Genomic DNA, 23,966 nt, shown 5'->3' with positions numbered 1-23,966 from the left:
AAAATCGAGTAAATCTTTGTAAGGTGTGCGCTGCTTATCCCATAATGTGCCACCAGAGACATTGGCCGCAGCTTTGCAGAGGTAAGTCGATCCCCATGAACCGCACCGGCCGCGCCCTTGCCCTGGGCTGCCTGTTGCTTCTCCAGCCTCTGCTGGCCCTGGCAGAGAGCGGCAATTCGCTGCTCATCCCGACCACGGGTCGTTGCACCCTCGATACCCAGCCGCAGGACCTGGCCAGGGCGTTGCAGGCGTGCGAGCAGACCGCCGCATCGGGCGATGCGCAGGCCCAGTACGAGCTGGGTGAGTTCTTCTACAGTGGCAACCAGGCCTCCCGCGACCTGGGCAAGGCACTGGAGTATTTCGAACAGGCTTCGCTGCAAGGGCACGCCCAGGCCCAGTATCGTCTGGGTGGCATGTTCTTTCATGGCGAGGGCGTACCGGCCAACGACGTGCAGGCCTACATTCTGCTGAAGATGGCCGCCGTCAATGGTGCCGAGGATGCACTGGACCTGGCCGACGAAGTCTCGGCCGAGATGCCGCGCGACGAACTCGAGCGCGCCACGCAGGTGCTCGGGCAGATCTTCCGCAAGTACTTGCTCGAGCTGCAGAATGCCGATGGGCGCACGCCCTTCTCGCCGCTTCCCTAGCGCGGTGCTTCAAGGACGCTTCTGAAACACCACGCCAGGGCGACCGGGCAAACGGCTACTTGTCCGGCATCGGCATCGGGAATGGCATCACGTTGCCACCCCCCTTCGCCTCGCTGATCTTCACCGCGCCGACCCGCTCCACTTCGTCGATGCGCACGATCGAGTGCATCGGCACGAAGCTGCGCACCACGCCGTCGAACTGGGCCTTGAGCTTTTCTTCGCTGGGGTCGACCACCATCTGGGTCCGCTCGCCGAAGACGAACTCCTCGACTTCCAGGAAGCCCCACAGGTCGCTCTGGTAGATCTGCCGGGCATACATCTCGAAGACCTGGCCCTGGTTGAGGAAAATCACTTTGTACAAAGGGGTATCGCGCTTGGTCATGGTCGCAAGGCACTGTCGAGCAAAGATGGAAAGAGCGCGATCATAACAGACCGCGGTGCCCGACAAGCATCGACCGCCCGGCATGGCGACGTGCGCCAGCGACCGGCGCCGACCGGACCGCAGGCCGTCCGACGCCGGCCACGGCACGCTGCATGGTCCATCTGCGACCCTTGATCGCCTGGGTGCTTTCGCCACTGCCGATCAAGGGTTATTCTTGTTTCACATTCCTATGCTGGCGAGCGGCCCAAAACCACCTTGAACGCACCCATACAACCTCATCGTTTCACCCTCGAGCCCTTCGAGGCCCATCGTTTCGCCAACCTGTGCGGACAGTTCGACGAGCACTTGCGGCTGATCGAACAGCGCCTGGCCATCGAGATCCGCAATCGCGGCAACCAGTTCGAACTCATCGGCGAACCCAAGACCACCTCATCCGCTGAACAGCTGCTGCGCCGGCTCTATCGCGAGGCCAAGGCCACCGAGCTGTCGCCGGAGATGGTCCATCTGTACCTGCAGGAGTCGACCGTGGAAAACCTCGATACACCGGCGGTGAACGAAGTTGGCGTCTCGCTGCGCACGCGAAAGGGCAACATTCGCCCGCGCGGCGTCAACCAGCAGCGCTACGTCAAGGAAATCCTGGCCAACGACATCAACTTCGGCATCGGTCCGGCCGGTACCGGCAAGACCTACCTGGCCGTGGCCTGCGCGGTCGATGCCCTGGAGCGCGAGCAGGTACGTCGCATCCTGCTGGTCCGCCCGGCGGTCGAGGCGGGCGAAAAGCTCGGCTTCCTGCCTGGCGACCTGGCGCAGAAGATCGACCCCTACCTGCGCCCGCTGTACGACGCGCTGTACGAGATGCTCGGCTTCGAGCACGTGGCCAAGCTGATCGAGCGCCAGGTGATCGAGATCGCCCCGCTGGCGTACATGCGTGGCCGCACCTTGAACAACAGCTTCATCATCCTCGACGAAAGCCAGAACACCACGCTCGAGCAGATGAAGATGTTCCTCACCCGTATCGGCTTCGGCTCGACCGCGGTGATCACCGGCGACATCACCCAGGTCGACCTGCCACGCGGCACCAAGTCGGGCCTGGCCCACGTGATCGAGGTGCTCAAGGACGTACCGGGCATCAGCTTCACCCATTTCCAGCCGAAAGATGTCGTGCGCCATCCGCTGGTGCAGCGCATCGTCGAGGCCTACGACCGCTTCGACGCTCGCCAGGCCAAGCCCGAGGCGCCTGCCAGCGATGCTTGAACTGGACCTGCAACGGGCAACCGATGCGGCTGCCCCGGACGATGCCGACTTTCGCCGCTGGTGCGAGCTGGCCCTGCGCCAGCGCAGCGCCGACTCGGAAATGACCATCCGCCTGGTCGGCCTCGACGAAGGACGCGAGTTGAACCGTACCTACCGGCACAAGGACTACGCTACCAACGTGCTGTCCTTTCCTGCCGATGTGCCGGACGAGCTGCTCGACATACCACTGCTGGGCGACCTGGTGATCTGCGTCCCGGTGGTCGAGCGCGAGGCTGCCGAGCAGGGCAAGCTGCTCCAGGCGCACTGGGCGCACCTGGTCATCCACGGCTGCCTGCACCTGCTCGGCTACGACCATATCGAAGACGCGCAAGCCGAGGAAATGGAAGCATTGGAGCGGACCCTGCTCGCCGAGCTGGGTCATCCGGATCCCTACGCCTTCGATGAAACCGACCTGCCACATTCAGATACCTGCAAGGATCACGAGTAACCGCCATGAGCGAAGATCGATCGAGCAACGGACAAAAGTCCTGGCTGGGCAAACTTACCCAGGCTTTTGTCCATGAGCCGAAAAACCGCCAGGAGCTCCTGGAACTCCTGCGCGAAGCGCACCAGAACAAACTGCTGGACAGCGAGGCGCTGACCATCGTCGAAGGCGCCATCCAGGTCGCCGACCTGCAGGTACGCGACATCATGGTGCCGCGCTCGCAGATGATCAGCATTCGCGCCAGCCAGTCGCCGCGCGAGTTCCTGCCGTCGATCATCGACGCGGCTCACTCGCGCTACCCGGTCATTGGCGAGAGCCATGACGACGTGCTCGGCGTGTTGCTGGCCAAGGACCTGCTGCCGCTGATCCTCAAGGAGAACGGCGACAGCTTCAACATCAAGGACCTGCTGCGCCCGGCCACCTTCGTGCCCGAATCCAAGCGCCTGAACGTGCTGCTGCGCGAGTTCCGCGCCAATCACAACCACATGGCCATCGTCATCGACGAATACGGCGGCGTGGCCGGCCTGGTGACCATCGAGGACGTGCTCGAGCAGATCGTCGGCGACATCGAGGACGAGCACGATGTCGAGGAAGATAGCTACATCAAGCCTCTGCCTAGCGGCGATTTCCTGATCAAGGCGCTGACCCCGATCGAGAACTTCAACGAGTTCTTCGACGGCGAGTTCTCCGATGACGAGTTCGACACGGTCGGCGGCCTGGTCATGAAAGCCTTCGGCTACATGCCCAAGCGCAACGAAACCACCGAGATCGGCGCCTACCGCTTCCGCGTGCTCAATGCCGACAGCCGGCGCATCCATCTGCTGCGCCTGACCCCGACCAATCGCCAAGGATAGACATGCGCTGGATCACCCGCCCCGGCTGGCCCGGTAACCTGCTGGCCGTGGCGGCCGGCGCCCTCACCTCGCTGGCACTGGCGCCGTTCGGTCTCTGGCCGATCGCCTTGCTGGTCATCGTCGTCTTCTACCTCGGCCTGCGCGAACTGAGCCCGCGCCAGGCCCTGTGGCGCGGCTGGTGCTACGGCTTCGGCCTGTACGGTGCCGGCACCAGCTGGATCTACGTGAGCATGAACACCTACGGTGGGGCTTCGCCGCTGCTGGCGACCGTGCTGCTGGTCGCGTTCTTCGCCGCCCTGGCCTGGTTCTTCGCCCTGCCCGCCTGGCTTTGGGCGCGTTGGCTTCGCCGCAACGAGGCGCCGCTGGCCGATGCGCTGGGCTTCGCCGCCCTATGGCTGCTGCAGGAGGCTTTTCGCGGCTGGTTCCTGACCGGCTTCCCCTGGCTGTACGCCGGCTACAGCCAGCTCGATGGCCCGCTGGCCGGCCTGGCACCGCTCGGTGGGGTCTGGCTGATCTCCTTCGTGCTGGCGCTGAGCGCCGCGCTGCTGTGCAACCTGCATCGGCTGCGCCAGCGGCCGGCGCTGCTGGCCTGCGGCCTGGTCCTGCTGCTGGCGCCCTGGGCCGTGGGCCTGGCGCTCAAGGGCCACGCCTGGACCCAGCCGGCCGGCGCGCCGCTCAAGGTGGCCGCCCTGCAAGGCAACGTCGAGCAGGACCTGAAATGGGACCCGGCGCATATCGATGCGCAACTGGCGCTGTATCGCGACATGACGTTCACCTCGCGCCCGGTCGATCTGCTGGTCTGGCCGGAGACCGCGGTACCGGTGCTCAAGGACCAGGCCCAAGGCTTCATCGACGTGATGGGCAGGTTCGCCGCCGACCGGAATTCGGCGCTGATCACCGGCGTGCCGGTGCGCCAGATCGTCGACCAGCAGCGCCGCTACTACAACGGCATCACCGTGACCGGCGAAGGCGCGGGCACCTACCTCAAGCAGAAGCTGGTGCCCTTCGGCGAGTACGTGCCGCTGCAGGACATGCTGCGCGGCCTCATCGAGTTCTTCAACCTGCCGATGTCGGATTTCGCCCGAGGCCCGCAAGACCAGTCGCTGCTACAGGCCAAGGGCTACCAGATCGCCCCGTACATCTGCTACGAAGTGGTTTATCCAGAGTTCGCCGCAGGCCTTGCCGCACGCAGCGAGCTGCTCCTGACCATCAGCAACGACACCTGGTTCGGTACCTCCATCGGGCCCTTGCAGCACCTGCAGATGGCCCAGATGCGCGCGCTGGAAGCCGGGCGCTGGATGATCCGCGCGACCAACAACGGCGTGACCGCGCTGATCGACCCGTTCGGCCGGATCACCACGCAGATCCCGCAATTCGAGCAGGCGGTGCTGTACGGTGAAGTGGTGCCGATGCACCGCCTGACACCGTACCTGCAATGGCGCTCCTGGCCACTGACGGTGGTTTGCGGGTTGCTGCTGGGCTGGGCATTGCTGGGCAGGCGCATGGCACGGGCGCGAGCCGTGTCGCCGGCCAGCAGCTGAGACTGCTTGCGGGGCGAGCCATCGACATCACGACCGATGGATTCGCCCCCGTTGGATCGCCGGACCCACCATCCACACTGCTGACAGCCGATCGCGCAGGCGTGCCTTTCCCTTGCTGTGCGCTCGAACGCAGGCCAGCACCACCTTCAATGGAACAGCCGATACCCAAGCAGCCCCGCCGCCTCGTTGAGCAACTGGCCACTCTGCCAGATCGCCCGGCTCTCCGGCAGCAGTCCTGCGAACGGCCGGCCATGGGGCTTGCCAAGAAAGCCCATCGGCGCGGGCAGCACCTCGAAGCCGTTGCGCTCGAAACTCCAGCGCGAACGCTGCATGTGCCAGGCCTGGGTGACCAGCACGACGCGACGGATGCCCAGCGGTTGCAGCAGACGCGCGCTGAAACGGGCATTCTCCCAGGTCGTGCGGCTCTCGCCCTCCTGCCAGGTCACGTCCACGCCGAAATCCGCCCGCAATCGCTCGGCCATCAGGCGCGCCTCGCTCGGTGGCGTGCCGTAATGCAGCCCGCCGCTGGTCAGCACTGGCAAACCCGAGGCCTTGGCCAGTTGTGCGGCAAAGCGCATGCGCTCGAGCGCCATGCCGGTGGGTTGGTCCTGGCCGCCCCAGCCCGGATCGCCCCGTTCGCGGCCCGCCCCGAGCAGCACGATCGCATCGGCTCGCGCCGCCAGCCCGGACCAGTCCTGCAGCGCCAGCGCAGGCTCGGTCTCGAGCCAGCGCGCTGCCTGTTCCACCGCCACTGGCAGGCTCATCAGCCACAATCCGCCAAGCCCCACGGCGAAGCACAGGCGCGCCAGCGCCGGACAGCGCTGGCGTAGCCATCAGGCAGCGAGCAGCATCAGCAGCAGCAAGCCCGGCGGCAGCAGCCACTGCTTGAGGAAAAAGCGGATCGGCATCAGGCACACTCCCGGCAAGTGTGCGCAGCCTAGGGGTATCGCCGTCCGGCGACAAGTCGCAAGCGGCGTTCAGCGCAATGGCAGGCTACGTCCGCCCGGCCTGGCGTTGCGGCGTTTCTTGCCATGCAGCCAGACGACCTTGGCAGTCGCTACCGGCTCGCCCTGGACAAAGGTGCCTGGGCTGACGTGGCGCCCCGCCGGAAGGGCTTCCAGATAATGCCGGATGACGTCGTATTCGGCACGGCTCAAGCCGCGCAGCTCCAGTTCCACAGGCATCACATCGCGCAGGCGGTGCGAGGTCCGGGCCGCCTCCAGCGCCAGTCCCAGACGATCGATCAGACGTTCGTAGAGCTCCGGTCTCATTGCGGGTAATCGTGTATCTCCCATCCTTGCACCTCGTTGATGGCAATCGGTGTTTCCACACCTGAGCTTAGCGTGGCTGGCGCAGGCAGCGTTCCGCCACGACCAACGGGCACCAGGGCCGACGCAATCAGGGTTTCCCACGACGCGCGGCGCTCATGTATGCTACGGCGTTCACTCCATCGACGCCGGATTGCCGGATGCAGCGCCTGTGCTGCCTCGACAAGGTTCCCATTTCTCAGCGCAAAGTAGCCATGCACGAACAATATCAACCCCGTGAAATCGAAGCCGCCGCCCAGCAGTCCTGGGACGAGCAACAGTCGTTCGCTGTGACCGAACAGCCAGGCAAGGACACCTACTACTGCCTGTCGATGTTCCCGTACCCGAGCGGCAAGCTACACATGGGGCATGTGCGCAACTACACCATCGGCGACGTCATCGCCCGCTACCAGCGCATGCTCGGCAAGAACGTCCTGCAGCCGATGGGCTGGGATGCGTTCGGCATGCCGGCGGAAAACGCCGCCATGAAGAACAACGTCGCGCCGGCCAAGTGGACGTACGAGAACATCGAGTACATGAAGTCCCAGCTCAAGAGCCTGGGCCTGGCCATCGACTGGGCGCGCGAAGTCACCACCTGCAAGCCGGACTACTACCGCTGGGAGCAATGGCTGTTCACCCGTCTGTTCGAGAAGGGCGTGATCTACCGCAAGAACGGCACGGTCAACTGGGACCCGGTCGACCAGACCGTGCTGGCCAACGAGCAGGTCATCGACGGCCGTGGCTGGCGCTCGGGCGCGCTGATCGAGAAGCGCGAGATCCCGATGTACTACTTCCGCATCACCGACTACGCCGACGAGCTGCTGGAGAGCCTCGACGAGCTGCCAGGCTGGCCCGAGCAGGTCAAGACCATGCAGCGCAACTGGATCGGCAAGTCGCGTGGCATGGAAGTGCAGTTCCCCTATGACCAGGCGAGCATCGGCCATGCCGGTACTCTCAAGGTCTTCACCACGCGTCCCGACACCTTGATGGGCGCCACCTACGTCGCGGTCGCCGCCGAGCACCCGTTGGCCACCCAGGCCGCCGAAGGCGACCCGCGGCTGCAGGCGTTCATCGACGAATGCAAGAGCGGCAGCGTCGCCGAAGCCGACGTCGCCACCCAGGAAAAAAAAGGCATGCCCACCTCGCTGTTCGTGGAGCATCCGCTCACCGGCGAGAAGCTGCCGGTGTGGGTCGCCAACTACGTGCTGATGCACTATGGCGACGGCGCGGTCATGGCGGTGCCGGCGCACGACGAGCGCGATTTCGAGTTCGCCCGCAAGTACCAGCTGCCGGTCAAGGCCGTGGTTCGCACCAGTGCTGGCGACGATGTCGGCAGCGAGTGGCAGGCCGCCTACGGCGAGCATGGTCAGCTGATCAACTCCGGCGAGTTCGATGGCCTGGACTTCGAGGGCGCCTTCGATGCCATCGAGGCCGCGCTGATCCGCAAGGCGCTGGGCAAGTCGCGTACCCAGTTCCGCCTGCGCGACTGGGGCATCAGCCGCCAGCGCTACTGGGGCTGCCCGATCCCGATCATCCACTGCCCGAGCTGCGGCGACGTGCCGGTTCCGCAGGAGCAGTTGCCGGTGGTGCTGCCCGAGAACGTGGTGCCCGATGGTGCCGGCTCGCCCCTGGCGCGCATGCCCGAGTTCTACGAATGCAGCTGCCCGAAATGCGGCGCCGCGGCCAAGCGCGAAACCGACACCATGGACACCTTCGTCGAGTCGTCCTGGTATTTCGCGCGCTACGCCTCGCCGAACTACGAAGGTGGCATGGTCGATCCGAAGGCGGCCAACCACTGGCTGCCGGTCGACCAGTACATCGGTGGTATCGAACACGCGATCCTGCACCTGCTCTATGCCCGCTTCTTCCACAAGCTGATGCGCGACGAAGGCCTGGTGACGTCCAACGAGCCGTTCAAGAACCTGCTGACCCAGGGCATGGTGGTCGCCGAAACCTACTACCGCGTCGCCAGCAACGGCGGCAAGGACTGGTTCAACCCGGCCGATGTCGAGGTCGAGCGCGATGCCAAGGCCAAGATCATTGGCGCGCGCCTGAAGACCGACGGGCTGCCGGTGGAGATCGGCGGCACCGAGAAGATGTCCAAGTCCAAGAACAACGGCGTGGACCCGCAGGCGATGATCGACGCCTATGGTGCCGACACCTGCCGCCTGTTCATGATGTTCGCCTCGCCCCCCGACATGAGCCTGGAGTGGTCCGACTCCGGCGTCGAAGGCGCCAGCCGCTTCCTGCGTCGCGTCTGGCGCCTGGCCCACGCGCATGTCGCCCAGGGCCTGCCCGGCCAGTTGGACACCGCCGCCCTGGACGATGCGCAGAAGGCCGTGCGCCGAGCCATCCACACGGCGATCCGCCAGGCCAGCATCGATGTCGGCCAGTTCCACAAGTTCAACACGGCCATCGCCCAGGTGATGACCCTGATGAACGTGCTGGAGAAAGCGCCGCAGACCAGCGCGCAAGACCGCGCGCTGCTTCAGGAGGGCCTGGAGGCCGTGACCCTGCTGCTCGCCCCGATCACCCCGCACATCAGCCACGCGCTGTGGAACCACCTCGGCCACGACCAGGCGGTGATCGATGCGTCCTGGCCGAGCGTCGACGAAAGCGCCCTGGTACAGGACAGCATCGTTCTGGTGGTACAGGTCAACGGCAAGCTGCGTGGCCAGGTCGAGATGCCGGCCGGCGCCAGCCGTGAAGAGATCGAAGCCGCCGCCCGCGGCAACGAGAATGTCCTGCGCTTCACCGAAGGCCTGACCATTCGCAAGGTCATCGTGGTGCCAGGCAAACTGGTCAATATCGTCGCCAATTGATGGCAACGCCGGTCGGTGCTTGGCATCGGCCGGCGGCATCGGCCCACAACGGAGCTACAACATGATCAAACGCAATCTGCTGGTAATGGGCCTGGCTGTCCTGCTCAGCGCCTGCGGCTTCCAGCTGCGCGGCACCGGCACTTCCGAGCTGTCCATCCGCGAGCTGGACGTCAACGCGCGCAACGCCTATGGCGAGACCGTCACCCAGCTGCGCCAGGCCCTGGTCAACAGCGGCGTGCAGGTCCATGCCGGCGCGCCTTACCGGCTGACCCTGACCAACGAGCAGGAAAACCGGCGCGCGGCCACCTATTCGGGCGGCAGCCGCTCGGCCGAATACGAGCTGACCACGGTGCTGAACTACACCATCGCCGGCCTGAACAACGCCGAGCTGCTCAGCGACAAGGTCACCGTGCGCAAGATCTACGTGCATGACGGCAACAATGTCACCGGTTCCGACCAGGAGGCCAGCCAGGTTCGCAAGGAAATGCGTCGCGACCTGGTGCAGGCCATGCTGGTCCGCTTGCAGCTGCTGACGCCTGCCCAACTGGACCAGCTCCAGCAGCAGGCCGACGAGCGCGCCAAGGCGCAGGCGCAGGCACTCGAGGCGGCACGTCGCGCCCAGGCCGAGACGCCACAGCAATCGCCACTGGAAATCCCGGCCAACTGATGCCGAACGGGGCACCCAGGTGCCCCGTCCTCTCGCCATGAAGCTCTCTCCTGCTCAACTCGACAAACACCTCAAAGGCCAGCTTGCGCCTGTCTACGTGGTCAGTGGCGACGACCCGCTGCTGTGCCAGGAGGCTGCCGATGCGATCCGCGCGGCCGCTCGCCGACAGGGCTACGACGAGCGTCAGGTATTCAGTGCCGACGCCAATTTCGACTGGGGCAGCCTGCTGTTGGCCGGCGCCAGCCTCTCGCTGTTCGCCCAGCGACGCCTGCTGGAGCTGCGCCTGCCGTCCGGCAAGCCAGGCGACAAGGGTGCTGCTGCGTTGATCGAATACTGTGCCAACCCGGCCGAAGATACCTTGCTGCTGATCAGCCTGCCCCGGCTCGATGCCAGCGCGCAGAAGAGCAAGTGGGGCAAGGCGCTGCTGGAGGGCGCGCAGTGCCAGTTCATCCAGATCTGGCCGATCGACGCCCAGCAGCTGCCACAATGGATCGCCCAGCGCCTGTCCCAGGCCGGCCTTTCGGCCAGGCGCGACGCCGTCGAGCTGCTCGCTGCCCGGGTCGAGGGCAACCTGCTGGCCGCCGCCCAGGAAATCGAAAAGCTCAAGCTGCTGGCCGAGGCCAGCCAGGTGACGGTCGAGACGATGCAGGCTGCCGTGGCCGACAGCGCTCGATTCGACGTGTTCGGCCTGGTCGATGCCATCCTCAAGGGCGATGCCGGCCATGCCCTGCGCATGCTCGAAGGGCTGCGCGGCGAAGGGGTCGAACCACCGGTGATCCTCTGGGCGCTGGCCCGTGAGCTGCGGCTGCTGGCGGGCATCGCCCAGCAGTTCAGCCAGGGCGTGCCGCTGGAGAAGGCCTTCAGCCAGGCCCGACCGCCGGTTTGGGACAAGCGCCGGCCACTGGTCGGCAAGGCCGTGCATCGCTTGCCGGCCCAGCGCTGGAACCAGCTGCTGCTCGACGCACAACGCATCGATGCGCAGATCAAGGGCCAGGCCGAAGGCTCGCCGTGGACCAGCATGACCCGGCTGGTGCTGCTGATGGCCGGGCAGCGCCTGGCCTTGCCAGCAGAGTAAGGCCAGGCCGAGCACGCCGATACATACAATCAATTGGCCGCGCCTGGCCGTCGACCCTACAGTTCGCCGCGCAATCAACCAGCATGAGGCACTGCCATGAGCAAGAAGCCGAGCAAGCACGGCCCCAACAAAGCCAAGTCGATCGTCGCCCAACCCCTGTTCCGTTGTCGCCAGGAACGGGCAGGCAAAGGCAAGGGCAGCTACCGCCGCGAAGCCTTCCAGTCGAAAGATTGGGAGGCTTCTTGCTTTCTGGCTGCTTGAGGCACGAACTGCGCGAGCATGATATGGTCTTCACCTAACCTGCAATTCCTGGATTCGTGCATGCTTTTTCGTCTTCCCATCGATCGGCACCCTCGTCACCTCGTGGCAGCCTCGAGCCTCGTCCTGCTCGTCGCCTGCGCCGAGAAACCCACCGCCGCGGATGCCTTGCCCCTGGCGCCGGCCCAGCCAGCCGTGGTCGCGACACAGCCGAGCGCCGTGAACGATGCCAGCATCCAGATCGAACCGCAGCAATCCTTCGCCCAGTGGCAGGCGCGCTTTCGGGAGCAGGCTTTGCAGGCCGGTATCAGTGCGGCGACGTTCGACCGCGCCTTCCTCGACGTCACGCCCGACATGGACGTGATCAAGGCTGACCGCAGCCAGCCGGAATTCACCCGGCCGGTCTGGGAATACCTCGACGGCGCACTGTCGCCGGTGCGCGTGCGCAAGGGCAAGGCGCTGCTGCAACAGCATGCCGCCCTCCTGCAACAGCTCGAGGAGCGCTATGGCGTGGATCGGCAGATCCTGGTCTCGGTCTGGGGAATGGAAAGCAACTTCGGTCAGTTCCAGGGCAGCAAGTCGGTGATCCGTTCGCTGGCGACCCTGGCCTACGAGGGGCGCCGGCCAGCCTTCGCCCACGACCAGTTGATCGCTGCCCTGCAGATCCTGCAACATGGTGACATCCAGCCGGACGCCATGCGTGGCTCCTGGGCGGGAGCCATGGGCCAGACCCAGTTCATCCCGACGACCTACAACACCCACGCGGTGGATTTCGATGGCGATGGGCGACGCGACATCTGGAACAGCGTTCCGGATGCGCTGGCCTCCACCGCGCACTACCTGCAAAGCTCGGGCTGGAAGCGAGGCCAGCCCTGGGGCTTCGAAGTCCAGATACCTGCCGGCTTCGACTACTGGCTGGCCGATGGCGCCCAGCGCAGGCCAGTCAGCGAATGGCTGCAGCTGGGCCTCCAGCTGCCCGCCGGGACTCGCCTGCCGGACGGCAGCAGCCAGCTCCCTGCCGCGCTGCTGCTGCCGGCCGGAGCACGCGGCCCGGCCTTCCTAGTGCTGGACAACTTCAAGGCAATCCTGCGCTACAACAATTCCTCGTCCTATGCCCTGGCGGTCAGCCTGCTGGGCGATCGCTTCTCGGGCTGGGGTTTCATCGCCGGTGCCTGGCCCAAGGATGACCGACCGCTCAGTCGCAGCGAGCGCATGGAGCTGCAAAACCTGCTCAACGATGGCGGCCACGAAGCCGGGAACGCCGATGGCATCATCGGCGCCAACACCCGCAAGGCCATCCGCAATGCCCAACAGGGGCTAGGCTGGCCGGCGGATGGTTATCCGACGCACCAGTTGCTGGATAGTTTGCGCCAGCGTTGAGGCGCGGTCGCCGTATGGCCTGGGTCATGGCTTGAAGATGGCCCTCGCTGGGGCGGCCGCCGCCGGGGCGCCAGAAGCACCTGCTTCAGGCGTCCCGGACAGCCAGTGGCGGGTTCGACATCCTGGAGCCGCTTGGCAGCCCATTGCGCAGGGCGTCCCCTCCTACGCGGGGCCGTGCCAGCGAGGTGAGGACGGTCTGCCGGTTCCTTGTTCCCGCTCCATGGGTTTCATTCCCGAAACAACGCCTGGTCGAGCCTGAGGCCCGGCCGGCGACTGTCGAGCGTCACCTGGGCCCCTAGCGGCAGGCAGATGTTCGGATCGCAATGCCCACTGCGCCAGCCGGCCAGCACCGGGATCTCCAGCGGGCCGAAGATCTCCAGCAACAGCGGTGTCAGCGCCGCCACGCTGATCCCGGCGAAATCGCCTGCCAGCACGCCACGCACGCCGTGCAGCTTGCCGGCCAGGCGCAGTTGCGTCAGCAGGCGGTCGACACGATACAGCGGCTCGTTGACGTCCTCGATGAACAGGATGCTGCCGTGGGTCTGCACTTCGGCCAACGTGCCCAAGGTTGCGTTGAGCAACGACAGGTTCCCCCCCACCAAACGCCCGCTGGCACTGCCCGGTAGCACGCACGTCAACGGATGGGCCTGCGGATGGAGAATCTGTTCGCCCGCCCCGAGCTCGCCACGCAGCTGCTGCAGCAGCGAGCTGGCGGTCGGTTCCTGCTTGTCGCCGAGCAGATCGGCATTGAGCATGGCGCCGTGAAAGGTCACGAAGCCGGCATGCCGCTGGATCACTGTGTGCAAGGCGGTCGCGTCGCTGTAGCCGATGAACGGCTTGGGGTTGTCACGTAGCAGATCGATATCCAGCCCTTCGAGCAGGCGCATGCTGCCGTAGCCACCACGCATGCACATGACCGCCGCGATGGCCGGGTCGGCGAAGGCAGCATGCAGGTCCGAAAGACGTCGCTCGTCGCAACCGGCCAGGTATCCTTGGGCTTCGTCGACACCGGGATAGAGATGGCAATCGTAGCCACGCTGCATGAACCAGCGGCGCGCCTGCTCGGCATCCAGCCGGGCCGGGCCGGCCGGAGCGATGATGCCGAAGCAGTTGCCTGGCGACACACGTGCCGGAAGCGTCGAAACGCTACGCTCGCCCTCGATCATCGACCTACTCCTTACGTCGGCACTGCGCCGCGCTCGAACATCCTGGAATGAAAATGCCGATGCCGCCAGCAGGCGCGCATCGGCATTCGACTGGTCAAGCCTTGCTCAGAGCTTGATCTTGGCTTCGTGAGCTTGCTGGTCGGCATGGTAGGAAGAACGTACCAGCGGCCCGGAGGCGACGTTCTTGAAGCCCATGCGATAGCCTTCCTCGGCGAACCAGGCAAAGGTATCCGGATGCACGAAGCGCTGCACCGGCAAGTGACTGCGCGAAGGCTGCAAGTACTGCCCCAGGGTCAGCATGTCGATGTCATGCTCGCGCATGCGCTGCATGACTTCGATGACTTCCTCGTCGGTCTCGCCAAGCCCGAGCATCAGGCCCGATTTGGTCGGCACATGGGGCACCAGCTGCTTGAACTTCTGCAGCAGGTCCAGCGACCAGTCGTAGTCCGAACCCGGACGCGCGGCCTTGTACAGGCGCGGGACAGTCTCGAGGTTGTGGTTGAACACATCCGGCGGCTCCTGGGCGGTGATATCCAGGGCCACGTCCATGCGCCCGCGGTAATCGGGCACCAGGGTCTCGAGCTGCACGCCCGGCGACAACGCGCGAATCTCGCGGATGCAGTCGGCGAAATGCTGCGCGCCACCGTCGCGCAGGTCATCCCGGTCGACCGAGGTGATGACCACGTACTTCAGGCGCAGGTCGGCGATGGCGATGGCCAGGTTCTTCGGCTCGTCGATGTCCAGCGGCTTGGGCCGACCGTGGCCGACGTCGCAGAACGGACAACGGCGGGTGCAGATGTCGCCCATGATCATGAAGGTCGCGGTGCCGCCGGAGAAGCATTCGCCCAGGTTCGGGCAGGATGCTTCCTCGCACACGCTGTGCAGCTTGTGCTTGCGCAGCAGCTGCTTGATCCGGTCGACTTCCGGGGAAACCGGGATGCGCACGCGGATCCAGTCCGGCTTCTTCGGCAGCTCCTCGGTCGGGATGATCTTCACCGGGATGCGCGCGACCTTTTCCGCGCCACGCAGCTTCACCCCGGCCTCGACCTTTCGAGGGGCGGGGCGCGGGGTGACATCGGTCGCCTGGATCAGGTTCGGCACGGTTTCTTGCACAATAGTCATATTCAGTCGATTCCGCCCGTAAGGGTCGTCTGCTCAGCATAGTCGAGGTGGTTGACCAGCTGGTCGCGCAGCCTTGTCCTGACCTCGGAGAATTCGATCGGCCCTGCATGGTCGCGCAGCTGGGTCATGGCCAGCCCCGCATATCCACAGGGGTTGATGCGGCGAAACGGTGCCAGGTCCATGTCCACGTTGAGCGCCAGCCCGTGGAACGAACGGCCGTTGCGGATGCGCAGGCCGAGCGAGGCGATCTTCGCCCCGCCGACGTAGACGCCAGGCGCGTCGGGCTTGGCCAGCGCTGGCACGCCATACCCGGCGAGCAGGTCGATCAGGCTCTGCTCGATGCGGCTGACCAGCTCGCGCACGCCGATGCCGCGACGACGCACGTCGAGCAGCAGATAGGCGACCAGCTGACCAGGGCCATGGTAGGTCACCTGGCCACCACGGTCGGTCTGTACCACCGGAATGTCGCCAGGCATCAGCAGGTGCTCGGCCTTGCCGGCCTGGCCCTGGGTGAACACTGGAGGATGTTCGACCAGCCAGGCTTGATCGCCGCTTTCGGCATCGCGCTCGGCGGTGAAGCGGCGCATGGCCGCCAGCACCGGTTCGTAGGGCACCAGCCCGAGATCGCGAAAGCCGAGGCTACCGGGCATCAGAGCACCATGTGCACGATGCCGGTGGCGCGCAGCGCGCTGTTGATATCGCGCAGCTGGTCTTCCCCGGTAGCCACGATATGCAGCTGGACGGTGGTGTACTTGCCATTGCTGCTCTGGCGCTCGGCCAGGGTCTTGAGATCGACTTCGGCATGCTTCTTGAGAATTTCGATGACGGTGTCGCGGAAATTGACGACCGTGTCACCGATCACCTTGATCGCATAGTCGGGGCAGGGAAATTCGATCTTGGGCGACTTGACATCTTGTTCGCTCATGGCGGATACGGCCTCGCAAGCCGTGGCAACAACACCCCCGCCGGGTTGGCGGGGGCCTGCCGGTCACGGATCAGTTGAACAACCCGTAGAAGAATAGACGAATGCTATCCCACATACGGCCGAAGAAACCAGCTTCCTCGACGCCGTCGAGGGCGATGAGGTCGGCACTGTGGACCACTTTCTCGTCCAGCTTGACCTCGACCTTGCCGATCACGTCGCCCTTGGCGATGGGCGCGGTCAGCTGCGGGTTCAAGGTCATCGAAGCGACCAGGCGCTTGAGTTGGCCCTTGGGCATGGTCAGGGTCAGGTCGTCGGCCAGGCCGGCCTTGACCTGGCTGGTGGCGCCTTTCCAGACCTGCGCCTGGGTCAGCTCGGTGCCTTTCTGGTAGAAGGTCTGGGTTTCGAAGAAGCGGAAGCCGTAGGTCAGCAGCTTCTGCGTCTCGGCGGCCCGCGCCTGCTCGCTGTTGGTGCCGAAGACCACGGCGATCAGGCGCATGCCATCGCGCACCGCCGAAGCGACCATGCAATAGCCCGCTTCCTCGGTGTGCCCGGTCTTCAGCCCATCGACGGTCTTGTCACGCCATAGCAGCAGGTTGCGGTTGGGCTGCTTGATGTTGTTCCAGAAGAATTCCTTCTGCGAATAGATGGCGTAGTGGGCCGGGTCCTCGTCGATGATCGCGCGCGCCAGGACGGCCATATCGTGCGCCGACGAATAGTGCTCCGGATGCGGCAGGCCGGTCGGGTTCAGGAAGTGGCTGTTGCTCATGCCCAGGTCGGCGGCCGTCTTGTTCATCATGTCGGCGAAGGCATCTTCGCTCCCGGCGATGTGTTCGGCCAGGGCGACGCTGGCATCGTTGCCGGACTGGATGATGATGCCGTGCAGCAGGTCGCTGACGGTGACCTGGCTACCGACCTTGATGAACATGCGCGAGCCACCGGTGCGCCAGGCGTTCTCGCTGACCGTTACCGGATCGTTCTCGCCGATCTGCCCGCGACGGATGTCCAGCGTGGCGATGTAGGCGGTCATCAGCTTGGTCAGGCTGGCTGGAGGCAGGCGCTCGTCACCGTTGTTCTCGACCAGCACGTTGCCGCTGGAGGCATCCATGAGCACGTAGGACTTGGCCGCCAGTTGCGGCGGCGCCGGCATCATCTGCTCCGCCGCGAAGGTCGCGGGGGCGATCATCAGCAGGACAGGCAAGCAAAGGCGTTTGGCAATAGAGGTGATGTTCATCCGTCTCTCGAAATGGCTAATGGTCTCGCTGCCCGTTTCGGGCAACCTGTTCAAAGGCCGGCGGCTGCTGGGCAAAAGCCGCCATTGTACATGGAAAGGCAGCTCCAAGCTCCAAACTGAGAGCTCCAAAGAGAGCCCCCAAGCGAACAGCGTATAGCGCCACGGCCGGCTCCCGCGTACAGCGCGCCGCTAGTCCGCGGTGACCAGCTTGGCCTGGCCAAGGTTGGCCAGGCGCACGCTGTCCTGGGTCTGCTGCACCTCTCCCGGGTTGTTCATCGGTCCGAGCCGGACGCGATGCAGCGTCTGCTGGTTACGCACGATCGAACTGATGAACACTGGCGCACTGACCATGGTGCTGAGCTTGGCGCGCAGCAGCTCGGCCGCGTCCGGGTTGGCGAAGGCTCCTACCTGCAGGAACAGCCCGCCGCTGTTGCTCGGCACGCTGCTGCCGGCGACCTGTACCGGGACCACCGCCGCGGCATGCTGCTGGGGCGGCGGAGTCCATTGCTCGACCTTGCCGGTGCTGGCCGGCAGCGGCTTGGCCTGGGCGACCTGCGGCTGCTTGAGCACCAGCGGTGCCGGACGCCCACGCTCGGCCCACCATTGCTGCGGGTCGATGCCTTCCACGCGGACCCGCGCCGTGCCGGTCTCGGCATAGCCGAGCTTCTTCGCCGCCGCGTAGGACAGGTCGATGATGCGGTCGGAATAAAACGGCCCACGATCGTTGACCCGCAGGATCACGCTGCGCTGGTTGTCCAGGTTGGTCACGCGCACGTAGGCCGGCAATGGCAGGGTCTTGTGCGCGGCACTCATGCCGTACAGGTCGTAGACCTCGCCGTTGGCGGTATTCTGGCCGTGGAACTTGGTGCCGTACCAGGAGGCGATGCCTTCGGCGCGGTAGTTGCGAAAATCCTGGATCGGGTAGTAGGTCTTGCCCAGCACCGTATAGGGGTTGGCCTTGTAGTTGCCGGTGTGCAGGGTCGGCGTGGCATCTGGAATCTTGCTGACATCCACGTCCCACCAGGGGGCGCCATCCTTGTGCGCGCGATTGATGTCCAGACCAGGCTGGGCGCGTACCGCCACGCCACTGCTCTTGTGCGGCACGGGGCGACTGGATGAACAACTGGCCAGGACCAGCCCCGCCATGATGCAGGCCAGCAGCTTGAAGGAATCGACAGAGAAGACACGCATTACTTGACACCCCGGGCCTGGACCAGCTGCTGCGCAAGCTGGTGCACGGCCATTGCATACATCACGCTGCGGTTGTAGCGAGTGATGGCATAAAAATTCTTCAGCCCCATCCAGTATTCGGGGCCCTGTTCACCTTCCAGGCGGAAGGCCGTGACCGGCAGATCATCGCGCAGCGCATCATGACTCGACCAGCCCAGCGCTCGCAACTGGGCGACCGTCATGACCGGTTCGATGCCTGGCGTCAGGCCTTCGTCGACCCGCTCGCCGAGCACCATCGCGCGGCTGACCACAGGCTCGCCGGCCACCCAGCCGTGCTGCTTGAAGTAATTGGCGACACTACCGATGGCATCGTCCGGGTTGGTCCAGATGTTGATATGGCCGTCGCCGTCGAAGTCCACGGCATAGGCGCGGAAACTGCTCGGCATGAACTGTGGCAAACCCATGGCGCCCGCATAGGAGCCCTTGAGGGTGAGCGGGTCGAGCTGCTCGGCGCGAGCCAGCAACAGGTATTCGCGCAGTTCCTTGCGGAAGAACTCGGCGCGCGGCGGGTAATCGAAGCCCAGGGTCGAGAGGGCATCGATGACCCGGTAGTTGCCGGTATTGCGGCCGAAGAAGGTTTCCACGCCAATGATCGCCACGATCACCTCGGCCGCAACGCCGTATTGCTGCTCGGCGCGCGCCAAGGTCGCTTCGTGCTGGCGCCAGAAATCCACGCCACGGGCGATGCGCGCGTCGGTGATGAACATCGGGCGATAGTCCTTCCACGGCTTGACCCGTTCCGCCGGACGCGAGATGGCGTCGAGGATCGACTGTTTGCGCTGGACTTCCCGGAACACGCCCTGCAGCTGTTCGCTGGCGAAGCCATGGTCACGGGTCATTTCAGCGACGAACTCGGCCACCTGGGGCGAGGCGTCGTAGTCGCCGGCCGTGGCCTGCTGGACTGCGCCGAGCAGGCCCATCGCGCCTATCCACGGCATCCAACGGGCTGTCCAGCCACGCACTGCTTGCATGTGATTGTTCACCTTATTCAAACCTGCGCGATCCATTTGCGGTGCGTGTGGATCGACATCAGAACGCCAAACGCTGACAGCAGCGTCACCAACGAAGTTCCGCCATAGCTGATGAAGGGAAGCGGCACGCCCACCACGGGCAACAGGCCGCTGACCATCCCGATATTGACGAATACGTATACGAAGAAAGTCATGGTCAGGCTGCCCGCCAGCAGCTTGCCGAACAAGGTCTGCGCCTGGGCGGTGATGACCAGCCCGCGGCCGATCAGCAGCAGGTAGATCAGCAGCAGCGCGCAGATGCCCACCAGGCCGAACTCCTCGCCAAGCACGGCGATGATGAAGTCGGTATGGCTTTCCGGGAGAAAGTCCAGGTGCGACTGGGTACCGAGCAGCCAGCCCTTGCCGAACACGCCACCCGAGCCGATCGCGGCCTTGGACTGGATGATGTTCCAGCCGGTGCCCAACGGATCGCTTTCCGGGTCCAGGAAGGTCAGTACCCGCTGCTTCTGGTAGTCGTGCATGACGAAGAACCACATGGCCACGGCCACCGGTACCGCCGCCGCCAGCACGCTGAGGATCCAGCGCCAGCGCAGCCCGCCCATGAACAGCACGAACGCACCGGAGGCCAGGATCAGCAGTGCCGTGCCCAGGTCGGGCTGACGCACGATCAGGATGAACGGCACGCCGATCAGCACCAGGCTGATCAGCACATGCTTGAGATGCGGCGGCAGCGTGCGCTTGGACAGGTACCAGGCGATGGTCGCCGGCATGATGATCTTCATGAACTCCGACGGCTGGAAGCGGATCACCCCGGGGATGTTGATCCAGCGCGTGGCGCCCATGGCGTTGTGGCCCATCACGTCCACCACGATCAGCAGCAGCACGCCGGCCAGGTACGCCAATGGCACCCAGCGGGCCATGAAGCGTGGCTCGAGCTGAGCGATGACGAACATCGAGATCAGCCCGAGGCCGAAGGAGCTGGCCTGCTTGAGCAGCAGGTCCCAGTTCTTGCCGCTGGCCGAATACAGCACGAACAGGCTGCCGGCGGCCAGGGTCAGGAGAATGATCAGCAAGGGACCGTCGACATGGATGCGCTGCAGGAAGCTGGCGCGTCGACGCATCACGTCCTCGCTCGAGAGCATGCGATCGAAATTGTTCTTCACGGGGCCGTTTCCTGGGCGACGGTGTCGGGAGCGAACTCGGGCTTGAGCCGGCCTTGCTCGTCGAGCAGCCAGGCATCCATCACCTGGCGAACGACGGGGGCGGCGACGCCGGAACCGGACTCGCCGTTCTCGACCATCACCGCCACCACGATCCGGGGATCGTCGGCCGGGGCGAAGCCGACGAACAAGGCATGGTCGCGATGGCGCTCCTGGAGTTTGTTGCGGTCGTACCTCTCGCCCTGCTTGATCGCCACCACCTGGGCGGTGCCGCTCTTGCCGGCGATGCGGTACTGCGCGCCGATCGAAGCCTTGCGCGCGGTGCCGCGGGCATTGTGCATCACCTGCTCCATGCCATGGGTGACCTTGGCCCAGTCGGACTTGTCGCGCAGCACGATGTCCTGCATGGGATTGTCATCCACCGGTGGCTGGCCCTCGATGGTCTTGGCCAGGTGCGGACGGTTCCACTTGCCCTTGTTGGCGATCAGCGCGGTGGCCTGCGCCAGCTGCAAGGGGGTGGCCTGCATGTAGCCCTGGCCAATGCCGAGGATCAGCGTCTCGCCTGGGAACCAGGCCTGACGCCGGGTGGCGCGCTTCCATTCACGCGACGGCATGAGCCCGGCGGACTCCTCGAACATGTCCAGCGAGACCCTTTGGCCGATGCCGAAGCGGTTCATGTAGCTGGACAGGCGGTCGATGCCCATCTTGTGCGCCAGATCATAGAAGTAGGTGTCGTTGGAGCGCATGATCGCCGTGTCCAGGTCCACCCAGCCGTCGCCGCTGCGGTTCCAGTTGCGGTACTTGTGGTCGTAGTTGGGCAGTTGGTAGTAGCCCGGGTCGAAGACCCGGCTGGAGGCCGTCACCACGCCCGAATCCAGGCCGGCGATGGCCACCGCCGGCTTGATCGTCGAGCCGGGTGGATAGAGCCCGCGCAGCACCCGGTTGAACAGCGGTCGGTCGATCGAGTCGCGCAGCTCGGCATACGCCTTGAAACTGATCCCGGTCACGAACAGGTTGGGGTCGAAGCTCGGCTGGCTGACCATGGCCAGGACCTCGCCGGTGCGCGGGTCGAGCGCGACGATGGCGCCGCGACGCCCGCCCAGGGCGGCTTCGGCCGCCTCCTGCAACTTGATGTCCAGGCTCAGGACGATGTCCTTGCCCGGTTTCGGGTCGGTGCGCTTGAGCACCCGCAATACTCGGCCGCGGGCATTGGTCTCGACTTCCTCGTAGCCTACCTGGCCATGCAGCTCGGCTTCGTAGAAGCGTTCGATGCCGGTCTTGCCGATATGATGGGTACCGCTGTAGTTAACAGGGTCGAGGGTCTTGAGTTCCTTCTCGTTGATCCGCCCGACATAACCGACCGAATGGGCGAAATGCGCGCCCTGGGGATAATGCCGCACGAGCTGCGCGACCACCTCCACGCCGGGCAGGCGGAACTGGTTGACGGCGATGCGGGCAATCTGTTCCTCGGTCAGTTCGAACAGGATCGGCACTGGCTCGAACGGCCGGCGCCCTTGCTTCATGCGTTTTTCGAACAGCGCCCGGTCGTCCTCGGTCAGTTCCAGGACCTCGATGATCGAATCCAGCACCTGTTGCCAGTTGCCGGTGCGCTCGCGGGTCATGGTCAGGCTGAAGCTGGGCCGGTTGTCGGCGATGATCACGCCGTTGCGATCGAAGATCAGCCCGCGGGTCGGCGGGATCGGCTGCACGTGCACCCGGTTGTTTTCCGAAAGCGTCGAGTGATAGTCGTACTGGATGACCTGCAGGTAATAGAGCCGGGCAATCAGCACGCACACCAGCAACATGACCGCAACCGCGCCGACCACGACACGATTGCGCACCAGGCGGGCGTCTTTCTCGTGGTCCTTGAGACGAATCGGTTGCGACATCGGGAAGGCTTACTGGCTCATTTGTGATAAGGGTGCCCGGACAGCACGGTCCAGGCGCGGTACAGCTGTTCGCCGATCAGTATCCTTACCAGGGGGTGCGGCAGGGTCAGCGGCGACAGCGACCAGCGCTGTTCGCTACGGGCACAGACTTGCGGCGCGAGCCCTTCGGGACCACCGACCATCAGGTTCACCGTACGCGCATCGAGGCGCCAGCGATCCAGCTCGGTGGCCAGTTGCTCGGTACTCCATGGCTTGCCATGGACTTCCAGTGTGACGATCCGTTCCCCAGGCTGGACCTTGGCCAGCATGGCTTCGCCCTCCTGGCGGATCAGCCGGGTGACATCGGCGTTCTTGCCACGGGTGTGGAGCGGAATCTCCACCAGTTCCAGCGCCAGTTCGGGCGGCAGACGCTTGGCATATTCGTGCCAGCCCTCCTCCACCCAGCGAGGCATGCGCGAACCGACCGCGATCAGACGTAGACGCACGGCCCTTGCTCAGCCCCGATCCTTGAGGTTGTCGGCGTAGCTGTGGGTGTTTTCCGGGCTATGGTGCTTGCCATCGGAGGCACGGCTCTGCTCGGCACCCAGCCACAGCCGCTCGAGGTCGTAGAACTGGCGGGCCGCGGCGGTCATCATGTGCACGATGACGTCGTTGAGGTCGAGCAGCACCCAGTCGCTGTCGCCCTTGCCTTCCTCGCCCAGGGGCTGGACACCTTTGTGCTTGACGATTTCGCGGACCTTCTCGAGCATCGCATTGATCTGGCGATTGGAAGTACCGGTGGCGATGATCATGTAGTCGGTCAGGCTGTGCTTGTCGCGCACGTCGATGACCTGGATGTCCTGGGCCTTGACGTCTTCCAGGGCCGAGGTGGCCAACTGGACCAGCTCTTCGCCGGAAATTTTCTGCTTGGTCATAGAGAACTCGTTCAACTCGTTGGATAGGCGCGCTCAGGCGCCTTCAGTTCGGCGCACGGTAAAGGTCATGCGCCTCGATGTAGGCCAGTACTGCGTCCGGCACCAGGAACCGTACCGACTTGCCGCTGGCCAGCAGCTGTCGGATCTGTGTGGCCGAGACCGCGAGCGGTGTCTGCCAGATGAACGAAATGTGCCCCGCCGGGCCTGGCAAGGCGGCGGGATCGTTCTGCGAGCGCGCCGCCAGAAGGTTGCGTAGCTCGTCTGGTGGTTCGACGTCGGCATCCGGGCGTTGCAGCACCAGGATGTGACAATGTTGCAGCAGCTCCTGCCAGCGATGCCAGCCAGGCAGGCCACAGAAGGCATCCCAGCCCAGCAACAGGAACAGCTGGTCGTCGGCACCCAGTTCGGCGCGAACCGATTCCAGGGTATCGATGGTATACGAAGGCTTGTCGCGCGCCAGCTCCCGGGCATCGACGCCCAGCCGCGGCTCGTCCTGCACCGCGTGCCTGACCATCGCCAGGCGATCGGCGGCGGTCACCTGCGGCGTGTCCCGGTGTGGCGGGCGCGCATTGGGCAGCAGGCGCAGCTCGTCCAGCTCCATGAACTCGGCAACCTCCAGCGCGCTGCGCAGGTGACCGATATGCACCGGGTCGAAGGTACCGCCGAGAATGCCGACGCGACGCACTG

General features: G+C 65.0%; 24 protein-coding genes and 1 pseudogene. 10 read left to right on the top strand and 15 right to left on the bottom strand.

Annotated elements, in window-relative coordinates:
• Nucleotides 1-95 precede the first annotated feature (95 nt).
• Nucleotides 96-647 (top strand): tetratricopeptide repeat protein, encoded by a 552-nt coding sequence (locus ACY8GK_RS18760; RefSeq protein WP_196178123.1) that lies wholly within the window; start codon nt 96-98, stop codon nt 645-647.
• 55 nt (nt 648-702) lie between these two features.
• On the opposite strand, the gene ACY8GK_RS18755 is transcribed toward ACY8GK_RS18760, so the two are convergent.
• On the bottom strand, nt 703-1,029 hold the full coding sequence (locus tag ACY8GK_RS18755) for a DUF1820 family protein (protein ID WP_196178125.1): 327 nt from the start codon (nt 1,027-1,029) through the stop codon (nt 703-705).
• Nucleotides 1,030-1,284: 255 nt separating this feature from the next.
• Here ACY8GK_RS18755 and ACY8GK_RS18750 point away from each other — a divergent pair, with 255 nt between their 5' ends.
• The 4 genes from ACY8GK_RS18750 to lnt are packed head-to-tail and all read left to right on the top strand — an operon-like array spanning nt 1,285 to nt 5,162.
• A complete protein-coding gene (locus tag ACY8GK_RS18750; protein WP_196178127.1) occupies nt 1,285-2,283 on the top strand; it encodes a PhoH family protein in 999 nt (332 codons plus the stop codon).
• Nucleotides 2,276-2,770, top strand: a complete 495-nt coding sequence (gene ybeY / locus ACY8GK_RS18745; RefSeq protein ID WP_196178128.1) for an rRNA maturation RNase YbeY — start codon at nt 2,276-2,278, stop codon at nt 2,768-2,770. The genes ACY8GK_RS18750 and ybeY overlap by 8 nt, the downstream gene beginning before the upstream one ends.
• Nucleotides 2,771-2,775: 5 nt before the next feature.
• Nucleotides 2,776-3,621 carry an HlyC/CorC family transporter gene (locus ACY8GK_RS18740; protein ID WP_196178130.1) on the top strand — a complete coding sequence of 282 codons (846 nt, stop codon included), beginning with the start codon at nt 2,776-2,778 and terminating at the stop codon, nt 3,619-3,621.
• Nucleotides 3,622-3,623: 2 nt separating this feature from the next.
• Nucleotides 3,624-5,162 (top strand): apolipoprotein N-acyltransferase, encoded by a 1,539-nt coding sequence (gene lnt / locus ACY8GK_RS18735; RefSeq protein ID WP_196178132.1) that lies wholly within the window; start codon nt 3,624-3,626, stop codon nt 5,160-5,162.
• Between the two features lie 146 nt (nt 5,163-5,308).
• On the opposite strand, the pseudogene ACY8GK_RS18730 reads toward lnt, so the two are convergent.
• Both ACY8GK_RS18730 and ACY8GK_RS18725 read right to left on the bottom strand, forming a co-directional pair.
• Nucleotides 5,309-6,070: pseudogene (locus ACY8GK_RS18730) on the bottom strand (YdcF family protein).
• A 69-nt stretch (nt 6,071-6,139) separates the two neighbouring features.
• Nucleotides 6,140-6,457, bottom strand: coding sequence for a hypothetical protein (locus ACY8GK_RS18725; protein ID WP_462401793.1), 318 nt, complete (start codon nt 6,455-6,457; stop codon nt 6,140-6,142).
• 227 nt (nt 6,458-6,684) lie between these two features.
• On the opposite strand from ACY8GK_RS18725, the gene leuS reads away from it, so the two are divergent.
• The 5 genes from leuS to ACY8GK_RS18700 all read left to right on the top strand — a co-directional run bounded on the left by leuS (nt 6,685) and on the right by ACY8GK_RS18700 (nt 12,671).
• Entirely contained in the window at nt 6,685-9,291 is a 2,607-nt protein-coding gene (gene leuS, locus ACY8GK_RS18720; RefSeq protein WP_196178138.1) for a leucine--tRNA ligase, read from the top strand.
• Between the two features lie 61 nt (nt 9,292-9,352).
• Nucleotides 9,353-9,958: an LPS assembly lipoprotein LptE gene (locus ACY8GK_RS18715; RefSeq protein WP_196178140.1), complete on the top strand. Its 606-nt coding sequence runs from the start codon at nt 9,353-9,355 to the stop codon at nt 9,956-9,958.
• 37 nt (nt 9,959-9,995) lie between these two features.
• Nucleotides 9,996-11,033, top strand: coding sequence for a DNA polymerase III subunit delta (holA, locus tag ACY8GK_RS18710; protein WP_462403042.1), 1,038 nt, complete (start codon nt 9,996-9,998; stop codon nt 11,031-11,033).
• 96 nt (nt 11,034-11,129) lie between these two features.
• On the top strand, nt 11,130-11,294 hold the full coding sequence (gene arfA / locus ACY8GK_RS18705; RefSeq protein WP_462401792.1) for an alternative ribosome rescue factor ArfA: 165 nt from the start codon (nt 11,130-11,132) through the stop codon (nt 11,292-11,294).
• A gap of 60 nt (nt 11,295-11,354) precedes the next feature.
• Nucleotides 11,355-12,671 carry a lytic murein transglycosylase gene (locus tag ACY8GK_RS18700; RefSeq protein WP_462401791.1) on the top strand — a complete coding sequence of 439 codons (1,317 nt, stop codon included), beginning with the start codon at nt 11,355-11,357 and terminating at the stop codon, nt 12,669-12,671.
• A 227-nt stretch (nt 12,672-12,898) separates the two neighbouring features.
• On the opposite strand, the gene ACY8GK_RS18695 is transcribed toward ACY8GK_RS18700, so the two are convergent.
• The 12 genes from ACY8GK_RS18695 to nadD all read right to left on the bottom strand — a co-directional run bounded on the left by ACY8GK_RS18695 (nt 12,899) and on the right by nadD (nt 23,964).
• Nucleotides 12,899-13,837 carry a S66 peptidase family protein gene (locus ACY8GK_RS18695; RefSeq protein WP_462401790.1) on the bottom strand — a complete coding sequence of 313 codons (939 nt, stop codon included), beginning with the start codon at nt 13,835-13,837 and terminating at the stop codon, nt 12,899-12,901.
• Nucleotides 13,838-13,942: 105 nt separating this feature from the next.
• The gene (gene lipA, locus ACY8GK_RS18690; RefSeq protein ID WP_462401789.1) at nt 13,943-14,959 is read right to left on the bottom strand and encodes a lipoyl synthase; all 1,017 of its coding nucleotides are present in this window, start codon (nt 14,957-14,959) and stop codon (nt 13,943-13,945) included.
• Between the two features lie 2 nt (nt 14,960-14,961).
• Nucleotides 14,962-15,609, bottom strand: coding sequence for a lipoyl(octanoyl) transferase LipB (gene lipB, locus ACY8GK_RS18685; RefSeq protein ID WP_462401788.1), 648 nt, complete (start codon nt 15,607-15,609; stop codon nt 14,962-14,964).
• Entirely contained in the window at nt 15,609-15,884 is a 276-nt protein-coding gene (locus ACY8GK_RS18680) for a DUF493 domain-containing protein (protein ID WP_196178150.1), read from the bottom strand. The genes lipB and ACY8GK_RS18680 overlap by 1 nt, the downstream gene beginning before the upstream one ends.
• A gap of 70 nt (nt 15,885-15,954) precedes the next feature.
• Nucleotides 15,955-17,115 carry a D-alanyl-D-alanine carboxypeptidase family protein gene (locus ACY8GK_RS18675; RefSeq protein WP_462401787.1) on the bottom strand — a complete coding sequence of 387 codons (1,161 nt, stop codon included), beginning with the start codon at nt 17,113-17,115 and terminating at the stop codon, nt 15,955-15,957.
• 189 nt (nt 17,116-17,304) lie between these two features.
• Nucleotides 17,305-18,306, bottom strand: coding sequence for a septal ring lytic transglycosylase RlpA family protein (locus tag ACY8GK_RS18670; RefSeq protein ID WP_196178154.1), 1,002 nt, complete (start codon nt 18,304-18,306; stop codon nt 17,305-17,307).
• Nucleotides 18,306-19,316, bottom strand: a complete 1,011-nt coding sequence (gene mltB, locus ACY8GK_RS18665) for a lytic murein transglycosylase B (RefSeq protein ID WP_196178156.1) — start codon at nt 19,314-19,316, stop codon at nt 18,306-18,308. The genes ACY8GK_RS18670 and mltB overlap by 1 nt, the downstream gene beginning before the upstream one ends.
• A 17-nt stretch (nt 19,317-19,333) precedes the next feature.
• Entirely contained in the window at nt 19,334-20,437 is a 1,104-nt protein-coding gene (gene rodA / locus ACY8GK_RS18660) for a rod shape-determining protein RodA (protein WP_196178354.1), read from the bottom strand.
• 38 nt (nt 20,438-20,475) lie between these two features.
• Complete coding sequence (gene mrdA / locus ACY8GK_RS18655) at nt 20,476-22,365, bottom strand: penicillin-binding protein 2 (protein ID WP_462401786.1); 1,890 nt, start codon at nt 22,363-22,365, stop codon at nt 20,476-20,478.
• A gap of 17 nt (nt 22,366-22,382) precedes the next feature.
• Nucleotides 22,383-22,850 (bottom strand): 23S rRNA (pseudouridine(1915)-N(3))-methyltransferase RlmH, encoded by a 468-nt coding sequence (gene rlmH, locus ACY8GK_RS18650; RefSeq protein ID WP_196178160.1) that lies wholly within the window; start codon nt 22,848-22,850, stop codon nt 22,383-22,385.
• 9 nt (nt 22,851-22,859) lie between these two features.
• On the bottom strand, nt 22,860-23,279 hold the full coding sequence (rsfS, locus tag ACY8GK_RS18645; protein WP_196178162.1) for a ribosome silencing factor: 420 nt from the start codon (nt 23,277-23,279) through the stop codon (nt 22,860-22,862).
• A 43-nt stretch (nt 23,280-23,322) separates the two neighbouring features.
• Nucleotides 23,323-23,964 (bottom strand): nicotinate-nucleotide adenylyltransferase, encoded by a 642-nt coding sequence (gene nadD, locus ACY8GK_RS18640; RefSeq protein ID WP_196178356.1) that lies wholly within the window; start codon nt 23,962-23,964, stop codon nt 23,323-23,325.
• Nucleotides 23,965-23,966 lie beyond the last annotated feature (2 nt).

The organism is Pseudomonas sp. Marseille-QA0332 (assembly GCF_054950175.1).
The sequence above is the reverse complement of the archived record's forward strand: the minus strand, read 5'-3'. Positions and strand labels throughout refer to the sequence as shown.